This is a genomic window from Phenylobacterium sp. CCH9-H3, from assembly GCF_001557235.1.
Taxonomy (GTDB): domain Bacteria; phylum Pseudomonadota; class Alphaproteobacteria; order Caulobacterales; family Caulobacteraceae; genus Phenylobacterium.
On sequence record NZ_LSJI01000246.1, the window covers coordinates 46,964 to 61,348 of the forward strand.

General features: G+C 69.4%; 14 protein-coding genes, 1 tRNA gene and 1 riboswitch. Of the genes, 8 read left to right on the forward strand and 7 right to left on the reverse strand.

Annotated elements, in window-relative coordinates; all coding sequences use genetic code 11:
* Positions 1 to 276 precede the first annotated feature (276 nt).
* From lon to AX721_RS21865, 4 genes are all read left to right on the forward strand, one after another.
* Positions 277 to 2,673, forward strand: a complete 2,397-nt coding sequence (lon, locus tag AX721_RS21850; protein WP_068878085.1) for an endopeptidase La — start codon at positions 277 to 279, stop codon at positions 2,671 to 2,673.
* 198 nt (positions 2,674 to 2,871) lie between these two features.
* Positions 2,872 to 3,147, forward strand: coding sequence for an HU family DNA-binding protein (locus tag AX721_RS21855; protein WP_068878086.1), 276 nt, complete (start codon positions 2,872 to 2,874; stop codon positions 3,145 to 3,147).
* 88 nt (positions 3,148 to 3,235) lie between these two features.
* A riboswitch (yybP-ykoY riboswitch) is annotated at positions 3,236 to 3,367 on the forward strand.
* A 61-nt stretch (positions 3,368 to 3,428) separates the two neighbouring features.
* On the forward strand, positions 3,429 to 4,010 hold the full coding sequence (locus AX721_RS21860; protein ID WP_068878087.1) for a TMEM165/GDT1 family protein: 582 nt from the start codon (positions 3,429 to 3,431) through the stop codon (positions 4,008 to 4,010).
* A 24-nt stretch (positions 4,011 to 4,034) separates the two neighbouring features.
* The gene (locus AX721_RS21865) at positions 4,035 to 5,432 is read left to right on the forward strand and encodes a peptide MFS transporter (RefSeq protein WP_068878088.1); all 1,398 of its coding nucleotides are present in this window, start codon (positions 4,035 to 4,037) and stop codon (positions 5,430 to 5,432) included.
* An 8-nt stretch (positions 5,433 to 5,440) separates the two neighbouring features.
* Here AX721_RS21865 and AX721_RS21870 read toward each other — a convergent pair.
* A tRNA-Val gene (locus tag AX721_RS21870) sits at positions 5,441 to 5,517 on the reverse strand.
* 39 nt (positions 5,518 to 5,556) lie between these two features.
* Between AX721_RS21870 and AX721_RS21875 the strand changes: the two genes are divergently transcribed.
* The 3 genes from AX721_RS21875 (at position 5,557) to AX721_RS21885 (ending at position 9,357) form a co-directional block, all read left to right on the forward strand.
* Positions 5,557 to 6,429: an alpha/beta hydrolase gene (locus AX721_RS21875; RefSeq protein ID WP_068878089.1), complete on the forward strand. Its 873-nt coding sequence runs from the start codon at positions 5,557 to 5,559 to the stop codon at positions 6,427 to 6,429.
* Positions 6,429 to 7,349, forward strand: coding sequence for an aldo/keto reductase (locus AX721_RS21880; RefSeq protein WP_068878090.1), 921 nt, complete (start codon positions 6,429 to 6,431; stop codon positions 7,347 to 7,349). Before AX721_RS21875 ends, AX721_RS21880 begins: the two co-directional genes overlap by 1 nt.
* Before the next feature lie 82 nt (positions 7,350 to 7,431).
* On the forward strand, positions 7,432 to 9,357 hold the full coding sequence (locus AX721_RS21885; RefSeq protein ID WP_068878091.1) for an NAD(P)/FAD-dependent oxidoreductase: 1,926 nt from the start codon (positions 7,432 to 7,434) through the stop codon (positions 9,355 to 9,357).
* 1 nt (position 9,358) lies between these two features.
* On the opposite strand, the gene AX721_RS21890 is transcribed toward AX721_RS21885, so the two are convergent.
* Genes AX721_RS21890 through AX721_RS21900 form a run of 3 tightly spaced genes read right to left on the reverse strand, consistent with a single transcriptional unit; the run spans position 9,359 to position 11,971 of the window.
* Positions 9,359 to 10,372, reverse strand: coding sequence for a DUF2891 domain-containing protein (locus AX721_RS21890; protein WP_068878092.1), 1,014 nt, complete (start codon positions 10,370 to 10,372; stop codon positions 9,359 to 9,361).
* The gene (locus AX721_RS21895; protein WP_068878093.1) at positions 10,353 to 11,306 is read right to left on the reverse strand and encodes a DUF979 domain-containing protein; all 954 of its coding nucleotides are present in this window, start codon (positions 11,304 to 11,306) and stop codon (positions 10,353 to 10,355) included. Before AX721_RS21895 ends, AX721_RS21890 begins: the two co-directional genes overlap by 20 nt.
* Positions 11,303 to 11,971, reverse strand: coding sequence for a DUF969 domain-containing protein (locus tag AX721_RS21900; RefSeq protein WP_068878094.1), 669 nt, complete (start codon positions 11,969 to 11,971; stop codon positions 11,303 to 11,305). The genes AX721_RS21895 and AX721_RS21900 overlap by 4 nt, the downstream gene beginning before the upstream one ends.
* Before the next feature lie 74 nt (positions 11,972 to 12,045).
* Here AX721_RS21900 and AX721_RS28625 point away from each other — a divergent pair, with 74 nt between their 5' ends.
* A complete protein-coding gene (locus AX721_RS28625) occupies positions 12,046 to 12,174 on the forward strand; it encodes a hypothetical protein (RefSeq protein ID WP_255355320.1) in 129 nt (42 codons plus the stop codon).
* Here the strand turns inward: AX721_RS28625 and rsmA are convergent.
* The 3 genes from rsmA to AX721_RS21915 all read right to left on the reverse strand — a co-directional run.
* Positions 12,171 to 12,995: a 16S rRNA (adenine(1518)-N(6)/adenine(1519)-N(6))-dimethyltransferase RsmA gene (rsmA, locus tag AX721_RS21905; RefSeq protein ID WP_068878095.1), complete on the reverse strand. Its 825-nt coding sequence runs from the start codon at positions 12,993 to 12,995 to the stop codon at positions 12,171 to 12,173. The two genes, AX721_RS28625 and rsmA, sit on opposite strands and share 4 nt — an antisense overlap.
* Entirely contained in the window at positions 12,992 to 13,996 is a 1,005-nt protein-coding gene (pdxA, locus tag AX721_RS21910; protein ID WP_068878096.1) for a 4-hydroxythreonine-4-phosphate dehydrogenase PdxA, read from the reverse strand. Before pdxA ends, rsmA begins: the two co-directional genes overlap by 4 nt.
* 16 nt (positions 13,997 to 14,012) lie before the next feature.
* A partial coding sequence (locus AX721_RS21915; RefSeq protein WP_197422672.1) for a peptidylprolyl isomerase occupies positions 14,013 to 14,385 on the reverse strand: 373 nt, incomplete at its 5' end.

Genomic DNA, 14,385 nt, shown 5'->3' on the forward strand with positions numbered 1-14,385 from the left:
CGGCTGGAAACCCTATCTGACCGGTCGTGTTCGGGGCATGACCATGCGCGTCGCCCGGCGTCTTCCTGCTCAAGCTGACCCTACTGGGGCGATGGGACGCAGTGTCGCGCACGGTTGTTCCTCCGCTTGAAAGGCGTTGGAAACCGTCCACATAAAACATCGAACAGCCGCCCCCCAGCGGCGGACGGGTCGTCCGACTCAAGCGCATCGTTTGAGTGACCGCGATCCGATCGGCGAGGTCTGAGACAAAACGGGCCCGCCAGGAGTTAGAGCATCATGTCAGAGACCAAAATCCTGCCGATCCTGCCCTTGCGGGACATCGTGGTCTTCCCCCACCAGCCGGTTCCGCTGTTTGTCGGCCGGGAGAAGTCCGTGCGCGCGCTCGAAGAAGCCATGCGCGCCGAGGGCAAGCAGATCCTTCTGGCCACCCAGAAGGACAAGGACGACGACGATCCGTCGCCCAACGCCATCTACGACGTGGGCGTGGTCGCCACGATCCTCCAGCTGCTGAAGCTGCCCGACGGCACCGTCAAGGTGCTGGTCGAGGGCAAGGCGCGGGCGGGCGTGACCCGCTTCACCGGCTCGGGCGACTACTACGAGGCCGAGATCGCCATGGTCCAGGAAGACGGCGCGGGCTCGCCCGAGGCCGAGGCCCTGAGCCGCGCGGTGATCGAGCAGTTCGAGAACTACGTTAAGCTGAACAAGAAGGTGCCGCCTGAGGCGCTGGCCGCGATCCCGCAGATCGACAATCCGTCCGAGCTGGCGGACCGCATCGCGGGGCACCTCAGCGTCAAGATCGCCGAGAAGCAGCAGCTTCTGGAAGTCTTCAACGTCGTGAAGCGCCTGGAGAAGGTCTACGCCCTCATGGAGGGCGAGATCTCGGTCATGCAGACCGAGAAGAAGATCCGGAACCGCGTGAAGCGGCAGATGGAGAAGACCCAGCGCGAGTACTACCTCAACGAACAGATGAAGGCGATCCAGCGCGAGCTGGGCGAACAGGACGACCACCGCGATGAGCTGATCGAGCTCGAGAAGCGGATCAAGAAGACCAAGCTGTCCAAGGAAGCCCGCACCAAGGCTGAGGCGGAGCTGAAGAAACTCCGCAACATGAGCCCGATGTCGGCCGAGAGCACGGTGGTCCGGAACTATCTGGACTGGCTGCTGTCGATCCCGTGGGGCAAGGCCAAGCAGAAGCCCATCGACCTGCAGAAGGCCGAGGACATCCTGAACGAGGACCACTACGGCCTCGACAAGGTCAAGGAACGGATCCTGGAGTACCTGGCGGTCCAGAGCCGCGTGGGCACCCTGAAGGGCCCGATCCTGTGCCTGGTCGGCCCGCCCGGCGTCGGCAAGACCTCGCTGGGCAAGTCCATCGCCAAGGCCACCAGCCGCGAGTTCGTCCGGGTCTCCCTGGGCGGCGTGCGCGACGAGGCGGAGATCCGCGGTCACCGTCGCACCTACATCGGCTCGATGCCCGGCAAGGTCATCCAGTCGATGAAGAAGGCCAAGACCACCAACGCCTTCTTCCTGCTGGACGAGATCGACAAGATGGGCTCGGACTGGCGGGGCGACCCGTCGTCGGCCCTGCTCGAGGTGCTGGACCCGGCGCAGAACTCCACCTTCGCCGACCACTACCTGGAGGTCGACTACGACCTGTCGCCGGTGATGTTCGTCACCACGGCCAACTCGCTCAACATGCCCCAGCCGCTGCTGGACCGCATGGAGATCATCCGCATCCCCGGCTACACCGAGGACGAGAAGGTCGAGATCGCCAAGCGGCACGTGCTGCCCAAGCTGACCAAGGACCACGGCCTGAAGCCGGAAGAGTTCGTGGTGCCGGAAGAGACCATTCGCGATCTCATCCGCTACTACACCCGCGAAGCCGGCGTCCGGAGCCTGGAGCGCGAGCTGGGCAACCTGGCGCGGAAGACGGTGCGCGACCTGGGCCGTGAGGGCCTCAAGTCGATCACGGTCGATGCGGAACGGCTGGCCAAGTACGCGGGCGTCAAGAAGTACCGCTATGGCGAGACCGACGCCGAGGACGCGGTGGGCATCATCACGGGCCTGGCCTACACCGACTTCGGCGGCGACATCCTGACCATCGAGGCGGTCAAGATGCCGGGCAAGGGCCGCATGTCCATCACGGGCAACCTGAAGGACGTGATGAAGGAGTCGATCGCGGCGGCGAACAGCTATGTCCGCAGCCGCGCCACGAAGTTCGGCATCGAGCCGCCGTCCTTCGAACGGACCGACGTCCACATCCACGTGCCGGACGGCGCCACGCCCAAGGACGGTCCGTCCGCCGGCGCGGCCATGGCCACGGCCATCGTCTCCGTCCTGACGGGCATCCCGATCCGGGCTGACATCGCCATGACCGGCGAAGTCACGCTGCGGGGCCGGGTGACCGCCATCGGCGGCCTGAAGGAGAAGCTGCTCGCGGCCATGCGCTCCGGCGTGAAGACCGTGCTGATCCCGCAGGAGAACGAGAAGGACCTGGCCGACATCCCGGAGAACGTGAAGTCGGCGATGGAGATCATCCCGGTCACCACCATGGACGAGGTCCTGGCCAAGGCCCTGGTTCGTCAGCCGGTGGCGATCGAATGGACCGAGCCCACGCCGGTGGCGGTGGCGGTCGACGGCGACGACGCCGCCGACCAGGTCGGTCTCCACTAGTTAGAAACACCGGTATCGCGGCCGGCCCCGGCCGGTCCGCGATCAAATTCTGTGACAGGCGCGGCGCGGGAAGGGATTCCCGCGCCGCTGCCGTTTGACGGCCACGCTTTCCCATGCGTGAATTCGAACAAGGCGTAGGCGGGCGAGGCCCAAGACCTGCCACGCCAGAGAAGAGAATTGGGCTGGGAGAAAACACATATGACGAAGGCCGAACTCGTCTCGGCGATCGCCGACAGGGCGGGCTTGAACAAGGCGCAGGCCAAAGAGGCCCTGGACGCCTTCATGGAGTCCGTCTCGACCTCGCTGAAGGCGGGCAATGAGGTCCGTCTGGTCGGCTTTGGCAGTTTCGTGCCCGTGAAGCGGGCCGCCGGCGTCGCGCGCAACCCGCGCACGGGCGAAAAGGTGAAGCGTCCGGCGTCGCAGACCTGCCGCTTCCGCGTGGGCGATTCGCTGAAGAGCACGCTCAACAGCTGATCCAAAAGGGGGATCTGAAAGGGGCGGCCGCCTGTCGCGGCCGCTCTTTTCGTTTGGCGTGGGCCCCGGCCGTAGGTTAGGAGGCGAGCCTCTTCGGGGAGTAGCCGTCCGCACCACAGCGGAGCCCGCGTCAACAGACTTGGTCCTTTTCCGGGCCATGGCGCGTGCGGCAGGCCTTCGGGCCTGGATTGGCGAGACCGGCGATGCGGCCTCCATAGCCCACGGGCGCGGCGGAGGCTTTGCGTCGTCGTGTCGAACGCCGCGTCCCGGGTGTGTGCTCCTTGGAACCCTTCCTGATTTCCACCGGCCTCGTGGCCCTCGCCGAGATCGGCGACAAGACCCAGCTTCTCGCCATCATGTTGGCGGCGAGGTTCCGCCGGCCGGGGCCGATCATCCTGGGCATCCTGGTGGCGACGCTCCTGAACCACGGCCTGGCGGCGACGCTCGGGTTTGTGGTGGCGAAGTACCTCTCCGGCCCGGCGTTCCAGATCCTCGTAGCCGTCGGCTTCCTCGCCATGGCGGCCTGGGCGCTCATCCCGGACAAGGACGACGAGGAGGCCGGCGGTCGTAAGGCGGGCGGCGTCTTCCTCACCACGCTGGTGGCGTTCTTCCTGGTGGAGATCGGCGACAAGACCCAGATCGCCACGACGCTGCTGGCCGCGCGGTTCCAGGACATCGCCATCGTCGCCGCCGGCACGACGCTCGGCATGATGATCGCCAATGTGCCGGCGGTGTTCCTGGGCGAGGCCGCGACCCGGATCGTGCCGTTGCGCTACGTGCGGATCGCCGCCGCGGTCGTCTTCGCCCTGATTGGAGGGTCATTGCTTGCCGCGGCCTTCCTCAAGCCGGGTTTTTCCTTCTAAGTTCCGGCGGGGTTGGAGAATCCGATGACGAGTACGACCGCCGACCGCGGCGATACGGCCTTTCTGGGCCACCCGAAGGCGCTGGGCTATCTCGCCTTCACCGAGGCCTGGGAGCGGTTCTCTTACTACGGCATGCAGTCGCTGCTGGTCCTCTACATGACCAAGACGCTGCTGCTGACGCCCCACGTGGAGCAGATCGCCGGCTTCGCGGCGTTCGAGCGGATCATCCAGGCGGTCTATCACCCCGGCGCGTCCACCCAGGCCATCGCCTCGGCGATCTTCGGGCTCTACACCAGCCTCGTCTACCTGACCCCGATCTTGGGGGGGATCCTGGCCGACCAGCTGCTGGGCAAGACGCGGACGATCGTCCTGGGCGGGCTGCTGATGGCGGCGGGCCACTTCCTCATGGCCTTCGACGCCTCGTTCCTGTTGGCCCTCCTGTGCCTCGTCCTGGGCACCGGCTGCTTCAAGGGGAACATCGCCGGCCAGGTGGGCTCGCTCTACGGCGAGGGGGACCTGCGCCGGGCCGACGCCTTCCAGATCTTCTACCTGGGCATCAACGCCGGCGTGATCGCCGCCCCGCTCATCGCCGGCACGCTGGGCGAGAAGGTGGGCTGGCACTACGGCTTCGGGGTGGCGGGCGTCGGCATGCTGGTGGCCCTGGTCATCTACCTGGCGGGCCGCCGCCACCTGCCGCCCGATCCGCCCCTGCGCCGGGGCCGGAAGACGGCGCGGCCGAAACTGCAGCCCGGCGAAGGGCGCACGATCCTGCTCCTCATCCTGCTGCTGCCGGTGCTGTCGGCCTCGGTGCTCTGCAACCAGCAGATCTTCAACGCCTATCTCGTATGGGCCGACCGCAGCGTCGACCTGACCTTCGGCGGCGAGAAGGTTCCGACCACCTGGCTCATCACCCTGGACAGCGTGGCCTCGGTCTCCTTCCTCGCCGGCATGGTCGTCTTCTGGCGGCTGTGGGCCAGGCGGTTCAAGGAGCCGGACGAGATCGGCAAGCTGACCATCGGCGCCTTCGTGTCGGTCTCGGGCGTGCTGTGCCTGGCGGCCGGCGCCGCGATCGCGGAGCAGACGGGAACCCAGGTCAGCATCTGGTGGTGCGTGCTGTTCCACATCCTGAACAGCATCGCCTTCGCGAACATGCTGCCGGTTTCGCTGGCGCTCTACGCCCGGGCCGCGCCGGCGGCGGTGGGCGGCACCATCATCGGGATCTACTACCTGCACCTCTTCGCCGGGAACCAGACGGTAGGCATCCTGGGGACGCTGCTCGAGAAGATGCCCGCCAGCCAGTTCTGGCTGCTGCACGCCGCCATCGCCACGGGGGCGGGCGTGGTGTTCCTGATCGTTGGCCGCTTCTTCGCCAAATGGCTCAGCCACGAGAACACCAGCGAGGCGCGCGGACAGGCCGTCTAGATGGGGCATGGTGGGCGGCGAGGGATTCGAACCCCCGACCCCCTCGGTGTAAACGAGGTGCTCTAACCAGCTGAGCTAGCCGCCCTTGCGCGCGCTTAGTGCCCCAACAGGAGCCCGTTGCGCAATGCGCTGGCTGATCGCGTTCGCTTTCATCATGTCCGCCCCAACCGCCATGGCCGCACCGAAGACCGTCCACGACTACATGACCCAGCCACAGGCGAAGGCGGACGCGCGCATCGCCTATGGGGCCGAGCCGGCGCAGGTGGTCGAGCTGTTCGTGCCCAAGGGGCTCGGGCCGCACCCGGTGGTCATCCTGATCCACGGCGGCTGCTACCTGGCGGAGTACGAGGGCCTGCGGCAGACCAGCGGCATCGCCGCCGATCTCGCGCGGCGCGGCTATGCGGTCTGGAACGTCGAGTACCGCAAACTCGGCGACGCGGGCGCGGGCTATCCTGGGACGTTCCTGGACGTGGCCGAGGCCGTGGATCGCCTGCGCGCCGAAGCGCCGAACTATGGGCTCGACGCTGGCCGCGTGGTGGCGCTCGGTCACTCTGCGGGGGGACACCTGGCGCTCTGGGCGGCGTCGCGGGCCAGGCTGCCGAAGGATAGCGAGCTCTGGCGCGCCGAACCGCTGAAGATCGCCGCCGTGGTGAGCCTCGGCGGGATCGGCGACCTCAAGCCCCACGCGGGCGTCTTCGCGGGCGCCTGCGGGCCGTCGATCGTCCAGGTCGCGCCGCCGCGCACCTATGCGGAAACCTCCCCGGCCGAGCTGCTGCCCAGCGGCGTAACGGTCACCATGATCCACGGCGAGGTCGACCACGTGATGCCGCCGGACACCGGCCAGGCCTATGCCGCCAAGGTCCGGGGCGCCGGTGATCCGGCCGAAGCCATCGAGATCAAGGGCGCGGGCCACTTCGACCTTGTGATCCCGACGACCGAAGCCTGGAAGGCCGTCGTGGTCCCCGCCGTCGAGCGCGCCTTCGGGCCGGCGCGCTGATGCGCTATCGCTCGCTCGGCCGCACCGGCCTGACCGTATCGGAGCTGGGCTTCGGCTGCGCGAGCTGGTGGGGCAAGCCGCGCTTCGAGGAGGCCACGGCTGTCGGTCTGGTGCATGAGGCCATCGACCGGGGCGTGACCCTCTTCGACACCGGCGCCAGCTATTCGGCCGGCGAGGCCGAGCCGCGCCTCGGACGGGCCCTGAAGGGGCGCGACTCCAGCGGCCTGGTCATCGCCACCAAGGCCGGGACCTATCACGCCGGCGGCGGGCGCATCGGCCGCGACATGTCGCCCGCGGCCATCGTGGCGAGCGCGGAGCGCAGTCTCCAAAACCTCGGGGTCGAAGCGCTCGGCCTGCTCCAGCTCCACGGCCCCGCCATCCATGAGCTGAACGACTACATGCTGGAGACCCTGGCGGGCCTGAAGGCGCGGGGACTGGTCCGCGCCGTGGGCCTGAACAGCTTCGATCCCGCCGTCATGGCCCACGCCATCGGACTGGCCGACGTGGACGTGATCATGGTGGACTACAACGTCCTGCGGCCGGAGCGCGAACCGCTGATCGCCCGGGCCGCGGCGGCGGGGAAGGGGGTGCTGGCGGGCATGCCCCTGGCCATGGGCCACACGCGGCCCTTGCTGGCCAGGCTCAAGGGGCCGCAGGACCTCTGGTACGCCGCCCGCGCCCTCGCCAAGCATCGCGGCGAACTCGCCCGGGGCCGGCGCTTCGGGTTCCTGCACGGCCTGACGGAGATGTCGGGGTCGCAGGCCGCCCTGGCCTACGTCCTCGCCGACCCCGGCGTCAGCGCCGCCGTCTTCGGCGCCACGCGGCCGGAGCACCTGCGCGAGAACCTCGCGGCGTCGGGCATGATCCTGCCCGAGGACGTCATGGCCCGCATCCGCGCCGCGCAGAACGCAAGCCATTGACGTGACGTGAGGACTTCCGCCGGCCGGCGGCGGGAGGCATGCTGCCTACCAGAACAACGATAACCTACAGGGCAGGAGCAAGATGGCCGACGTTCCCGCGAACCTCGAGGACATGCTGAAGGACGCGCACCTGCCGGCGCTCCTTACGGCCATGGTGCACCTTACCGGCGACACCAGCTGGCTGCGGCCCGAGTGGGCGCCCACCTACAACCCCATGGACCGCGCGGACCTGGGCGTTCCAGAGGCGCGCCAGGCCGAGGCCCGCAAGGCGGCCGCGGAGGCGATCCGGGCTCATCTCGGCGGCAAGCCGCTGCAGATGGCCCACCCCGATACCACGACCCTGCGCCGGCAGATGGACTTCGTGGCCGGCGCCCCGATCCCCGAGCAGTACGTGGACTTCCTGCTCGACGAGCTGACCCTGGACGGGCGCAGCACCAAGGATCCGCAGTTCGAGCAGCCGCAGCTCAAGGCCGCCGCGCGCAAGCTCAATGTGCTGGTGATCGGCGCCGGGATGTCCGGCCTGCTGACCGGGATCAGGCTCAGCCAGGCGGGCGTGCCGTTCCAGATCGTGGACAAGAACGCCGACGTCGGCGGCACCTGGTTCGAGAACACCTACCCCGGCTGCCGGGTGGACAACTCGAACCACATGTACAGCTATTCCTTCGAGCCCAACCATCTGTGGCCGCAGCATTTCTCGCCCCAGCCGGTGCTGCTGGAATACTTCCGCGGCATCGCCGCCAAGTACGACCTGCGCAAGCACATCCGCTTCGAGACGCTGGTCGAGAGCCTGGCCTGGGACGAGGGGCGGGCCGTCTGGCGCGTGACGCTCAAGGGCAAGGACGGCCGCACGGAGGTCATCGAGGCCAATGCGGTGGTCACCGCCGTGGGCCAGCTCAACCGCCCGCGCATGCCGGACATCCCGGGGCTGGGCAGCTTCGAAGGGCCGGCGTTCCACTCGGCGGAATGGCGGCACGACGTGGATCTCAAGGGCAAGCGCGTGGGGGTGATCGGCACCGGCGCCTCGGCCTACCAGTTCGTGCCGGAGATCGCACCGCAGGTGGCCAGCCTGACCGTCTTCCAGCGCACGCCGCCCTGGGGCCTGCCCGTGCCGCACTACCACGACGACGTACCGGACAACATGAAGTGGGTGCTGGAGCACGTGCCCTACTTCGACAAGTGGTACCGCTTCTACCTGTTCTGGATGACCACCGAGGGCTTCCTGCCGATGGTGAAGTCCGACCCGGCCTGGAGCGGGCCGCCCACCGCGGTGGGGCCGGAGAACGCCATGCTGCGCGAGATGGCGACCCTGTCGCTGCAGGCGCAGGTCGCCGACCGACCCGACCTGGCCGACAAGGTGATCCCGCAGTACCCCATCGGCGGCAAGCGGGCGGTGCTGGACAACGGCGTCTGGATCGCGGCCCTGAAGCGCGACAACGTCAGCCTCGTCACCGACAAAGTCGCCGAGATCACCGCCAACGGCGTGCGCACCGCCGACGGCGTGGAGCACGAATTCGACGTCCTGATCTACGGCACCGGCTTCCAGGCCTCGAACTTCCTGTCGTACCTGAAGGTGAAGGGCCGGGGCGGGCGCGACCTGCACGAGACCTGGGGCGGCGACGCCAAGGCCTATCTGGGCATGACGGTGCCGGGCTTCCCGAACTTCTTCATCACCTACGGGCCCAACACCAACATCGTCGTGAACGGCTCGATCATCTTCTTCTCGGAGTGCTCGGTCCGCTACATCGTCGGCTGCCTCAAGCTGCTGGCCGAGACCGGGGCCCGCGCGCTTGAACCCAAGAAGGCGGTGCACGACGACTTCAACCGTCGGGTGGATGAGGCCAACGCCGGCTGGGCCTGGGGCTCGCCGCACGTGTCCAGCTGGTACAAGAACAGCTTCGGCCGGGTCAGCCAGAACTGGCCCTTCGGCCTGATCGACTACTGGCGAGCCACCCTGGCGCCGAACCCGGACGATTTCGTGCTGGAGAAGACGCCCGAGCCCGTCGCCTAGATCAGTCCGCGGTCAGGGCCAGGAGGGCGAACGAGGCCAGCCAGTGCTCGCCCATGTAGTCCCCGGCCACGTGGGGCAGGCTGGCGGCCAGGTGCCGTTCCGCCGCCGCCGCCATGACCGGCCGGGCCGCATGGCCCTCCGGCAGGGCGGCCGCGAGGTTGCGCCAGCACCAGGCCCGGGAGAGGTTCAGCCCGTCCAGATGGGCGATCTTGCCGTCCGTGCGGTCCGAGGGGGTCGCGGGCATGAACAGGCTGGCCGGCGCCTGTTCCGCTGCGCGCGGGAGGTAGGCGGCGAACCACTCCGCGAACGCCTCGGCGGGGAGCAGGCGGCGCAGGCACTCCGCGGTCATCAGGGTCGGCGAGAGGAAGTCGTCCCCCGACGGCTCCCACGCCTGGGCGTCGCGGTCGCCCTGGTGCCAGCTGCGCATCTTCGCCGCGAACAGGGCCAGCAGCGCCTCGTCCCCCACGGCGCGGGCGTAGTCGCTGGCCAGGGCGATGGCGAAGCTGGTGGAGGAGTGGACGCCCGTCCGGATCGGATAGGTGGCGATGGGCAGGAAGTCGCGGAACCGCTGGGCGAAGGCGTCGGCCAGGGGCTGCAGCGCGGCCGCCCAGGGCGCATCGTGCGCCAGGAGTTCGGCCTGCAGTTTCAGCAGCCAACCCCAGCCGTACGGCCGCTCGAACCCGCGCGATTGAGGCCGTGCGAGATAGGCCGTCTCGGCGGCTGCCTTCTCGGCGGTGAAGGCCTCGTCGAACAGCGCCCGGATCGCCGGCGCCTCGGCCATCTGCGGGTACAGCCGCAGCACCGTGGCCAGGGTCCAGTAGCCGTGGACGCAGGAGTGCCAGTCGAAGCTGCCGAAGAAGATCGGGTGCAGGTCGCGCGGTCCCTGCACGTCCTGCGGCCCGGCCAGGACGTGGTCCATCTTGTTCGGGTACTCGCGGGCCACGTGGCCGAGCGCCAGCTGCGCGAACTGCGACGCCCGATCCGGCGTCAATCGGTCAGCGGAAGGCGAGGACATACATCAGCACGGTATTGGCGATTAGCAGGGGCAGGGCGGTGGGGATCTGGGCCTTGATCACCGCGTACCGGTCGGGCAGCTCCAGCAGCGCCGCCGGCACCAGGTTGAAGTTGGCGGCCAGCGGGGTCATCAGCGTCCCGCAGAAGCCGGACAGCATGCCGATGGAGGCCACCACCGCCGGGTCGCCGCCGAACCGCTGGATCAGGATCGGCAGGCCGATGCCCGCGGTCATCACCGGGAAGGCGGCGAAGGCGTTGCCCATGATCATCGTGAAGCCGGCCATGCCGAGGCAATAGACCGCCACCGCCGTCAGCCGGGCGTCCATGGGGATCCAGGTGGTGACCAGCTCCCCGATCACGTCGCCCACCCCGGCCAGGGCGAAGATCGCGCCTAGGGCCGCCAGCATCTGCGGGAGCAGCGCGGCCCAGCCCACGGTGTCCATCAGCCGCCGGCCCTCCTGCAGCGGGCTGATCAGCGGCTGGCGGAGCAGGATCAACGCCACGCCGACCGCGATGACCGCGGCCAGCGCCAGCGAGATTGGCGTCGCCTGCTTGGGGTCGAGCAGGGGCGTGCCGCCGAGCTCCAGCGGCTTCAGGACGAGCACGCCGAACGCCACCACGACGGGCAGGGTCAGGGCCGGGATGAACAGCTTCTCGCCGAACCGTTCGGCCAGCACCTTGCGTTCCTCCGCAGCGGTGGTGGCGGGCTGGCCGCGGCCCAGGAGGCCGAAGCCGGCGATGGCCGCCAGGCCCAGCACCAGGACCCCGTTGCCCAGGTCCCCCAGATGGTCGCCGGCCAGGTAGCTCACCGCGACCAGGCCCCAGAAGGCCGCGTTGCCGAGGCGCTTCCTGTTGTTGGCGTCCATGGCGCTCAGCACCGCGAAGGCGGCGAACACCAGGCCGGACAGGAAGTAGACGGCGGAAAGCTTGATCATGCGCCTGGTCCCCGCCGCAGCTTGCGGTCGAAGAGCAGCAGCCGGCCGGCGTGCAGGGCGAAGGCCACGATGGCCGTGGGGATCGCCCAGAGCGACAGGTGGAGCGGCTCGATGACGATTCCGCTGGCGGCCAGGAAGCCCACCATCAGCAGGATCGAGCCGATGGCGATGAAGATGTCCTCGCCGAAGAACAGGCCGATGTTGTCGGTCGCCGAGGTCATGGCGCGGACGTCCTGCCGGGTCGCGTCGTCCAGTTCGCCGGTCCGCGCTTCCACGGCGCCCTCGGCCATGGGCGCGACCATCGGGCGGACGCTCTGGGCATGGCCGGCGATGGAGGTCAGGCCCAGCGCCGAGGTGATCTGCCGGAAGGCCAGGTAGCCGATCAGGAACGGCCCCACCGAGACGCCCTTGAAACGGGCGATCAGCGACCGCGCGCGTTCCTGCAGGCCCGCCCGTTCGACCACGCCGACCACCGGCAGCACCAGGTAGGCGGCGGTGACGAAGCGGTTCTCGTTGAACGCCTTGCCGAACGCCTCCAGCACCTCCACAGGGGTCAGGCCCGCAGCGATCCCCGTGACGAAGGCGGCGATGGTCACGACCAGCAGCGGGTTCAGCCGCACGGCGAAGCCGACCACCACCGTGGCCACGCCCAGAAGCGTCAGCATGCCGGCTCCCCACACGATTCCGTGCGCATTGGAGCGGTTGGCGACGCCGGGGGCAACGGCCTAGACTCCCCCACATGAGCGAACCACGCGACGATCGCGGCCCGGAGCATGATGAGGTCGACGAGGCTGGGGAAGAATCGTTCCCGGCCAGCGACCCGCCGCCCTGGACGCCGCCCGGCCACAGCGACCCGCTGGACGACTAGCGGCGCGCCAGCCAGGCGTCGGCGAGGGCGAGAAACCCTGCGACCGGGATCACTTCGGCCCGGGCCTGGGGGTCGAGCCCGGCCGCCAGGATTAGCTCTTCGCCGCCCAGGACCTTCAGGCTGGACCGCAGCATCTTGCGCCGCTGCCCGAAGGCGGCCGCCGTCACCTTCTGCAGGGCGTCGAGGCGTTCGGCGCTGGGCCGCTCGGCCAGGGGCTCCAGCCGCACCACGGCGGAATCGACCTTCGGCGGCGGGGTGAAGGCGCGGGCCGGGGCGTCCAGGACCCGCCGGGCCTTGCAGGTCGCCTGCACGATCACCGCCAGCCGGCCATAGGCCTCGTCGCCTGGCCCCTCGGTGATCCGGTCCGCCACCTCGCGCTGGAACATCAGGGTCAGGGATTTGGGCGTCCAGGGTCCGGTCAGCCACTTGATCAGCAGCGGCGTGCCGACGTTGTAGGGCAGGTTCGACACCAGGTGCGCCGGCGCGCCCGCCGCGATGGCCGCCTCGTCGGCCTTGAGGGCGTCGGCGAACACCAGCGCCAGGTTCGGCGCCACGTCCGCCACCTCCTGCAGCAGCGGGCGGAACCGCTCGTCCATCTCGATGGCGGTGACCCGCGCGCCGGTCTCCAGCAGCGCCCGCGTCAGCCCGCCGGGCCCGGGCCCCACCTCGATCACGTGGTCGCCTTCGCCCACCTGCGCCAGGCGGGCGATCTTGCGCGTGACGTTGAGGTCCAGCAGGAAGTGCTGGCCGAACGCCTTCTTGGCCCACAGGCCATGGGCTTCCAGCGCCTCGCGCAGGCTGGGCAGGTCTTCGAGGCTCAAGGGCGTCGCCGCGCGATCTCGTCGGCCAGGCGGATGGCGGCGATCAGGCTGTCGGGGCGCGCGATCCCACGCCCGGCGATGTCGAAGGCCGTGCCGTGGTCGGGCGAGGTGCGGACGATGGGCAGGCCCAGGGTCACGTTCACCCCGCCCCAGAAATCCAGCATCTTGATCGGGATGAGCGCCTGGTCGTGATAGAGGCACAGCGCGGCGTCGTAGGTCGCGCGCACCTCGGCCGGGAACAGGGTGTCCGACGGATAGGGGCCCCGCGCGTCCACCCCCAGGTCCTTCAGCGCCCGGATCGCCGGCTCGACGATCTCGACCTCCTCGCGCCCGATGGAGCCGCTCTCGCCCGCGTGCGGGTTGAGGCCCGCCACGGCCACGCGGGGCCGCTCGACCCCGAAGTCGCGGCGAAGCGCCTGGGCGGTCACCAGGCCCGCATTGACCACGGCCTGGATGTCGAGCTTGGCCGACACCCGCGCCAGGGCTTCGTGCACCGTCACCAGCGTCACCCGCAGATCCGCGGCGGTCAGCATCATGATGGGGCCGCGCGCGCCGTCATAGCTGGCGGCGGCGGTCAGCTCGCCGAGGAATTCGGTGTGGCCGGGAAACTTGAAGCCGGCGGCGTAGAGCGGCGCCTTGGCGATCGGGGCGGTGACGACGCCGGACACCGTCTTCGACAGGGCCAGGCCCACCGCGGTCTCGATCCACTGGATGATCGCGGGCGCGGCGGCCGGCGAGGGCTGGCCGGCCACCACCGGGCCGCGCAACGGCAGATCCAGGACCGGGATGGCGGTCGGAAACAGGGCCTCGGCCTCGGAGGGAGACGAGATGGGCCGCACCAGTCCCGCCGTCGAGGTCGGGGCGGAGGCGACCGCGCGCGCATCGCCGACCACGAAGAACGCCGGCCCCTGGTCCTTCAACGCCCGCCACGCCTTGACGACGATCTCCGGGCCGATGCCGGCCGGGTCGCCGAGCGTCAGGGCGAGGGGGCCGGTCCTCACGTCGTCTCGCCAGCCATCACTTGGTTTCGATGGTGGCCGAGTTGCGCAGGTCGCGCATGTAGCGCCGTGCGATCATGCTGAGCTGCTGGCCGCGGAGACGGCGCTCGATCTGGTCCTTGTCGGTCTGCGCGCCACCGGCGGTGCGGCGGCCGCAGACGGCGATCAGGTGCAGGCCGGCCGAGGTCCGGATCGGATCGGAGACCTGGTTCACCTGCAGCTTTTCCGCGGGGTCGCGGAAGGCCGGGGCCAGGTCGTCCAGCTCGGCCTCGCCCAGGTCGCCGGCCACGACGCCCTGCGCCCCGGCGGCGGCGGCTTCCAGGCCGGCGCAGTCCTTGATCTGGGGCTTCAGGGCCGCGAGCTTGGCGCGCGCGGCCCTGAAGCCCCAGATC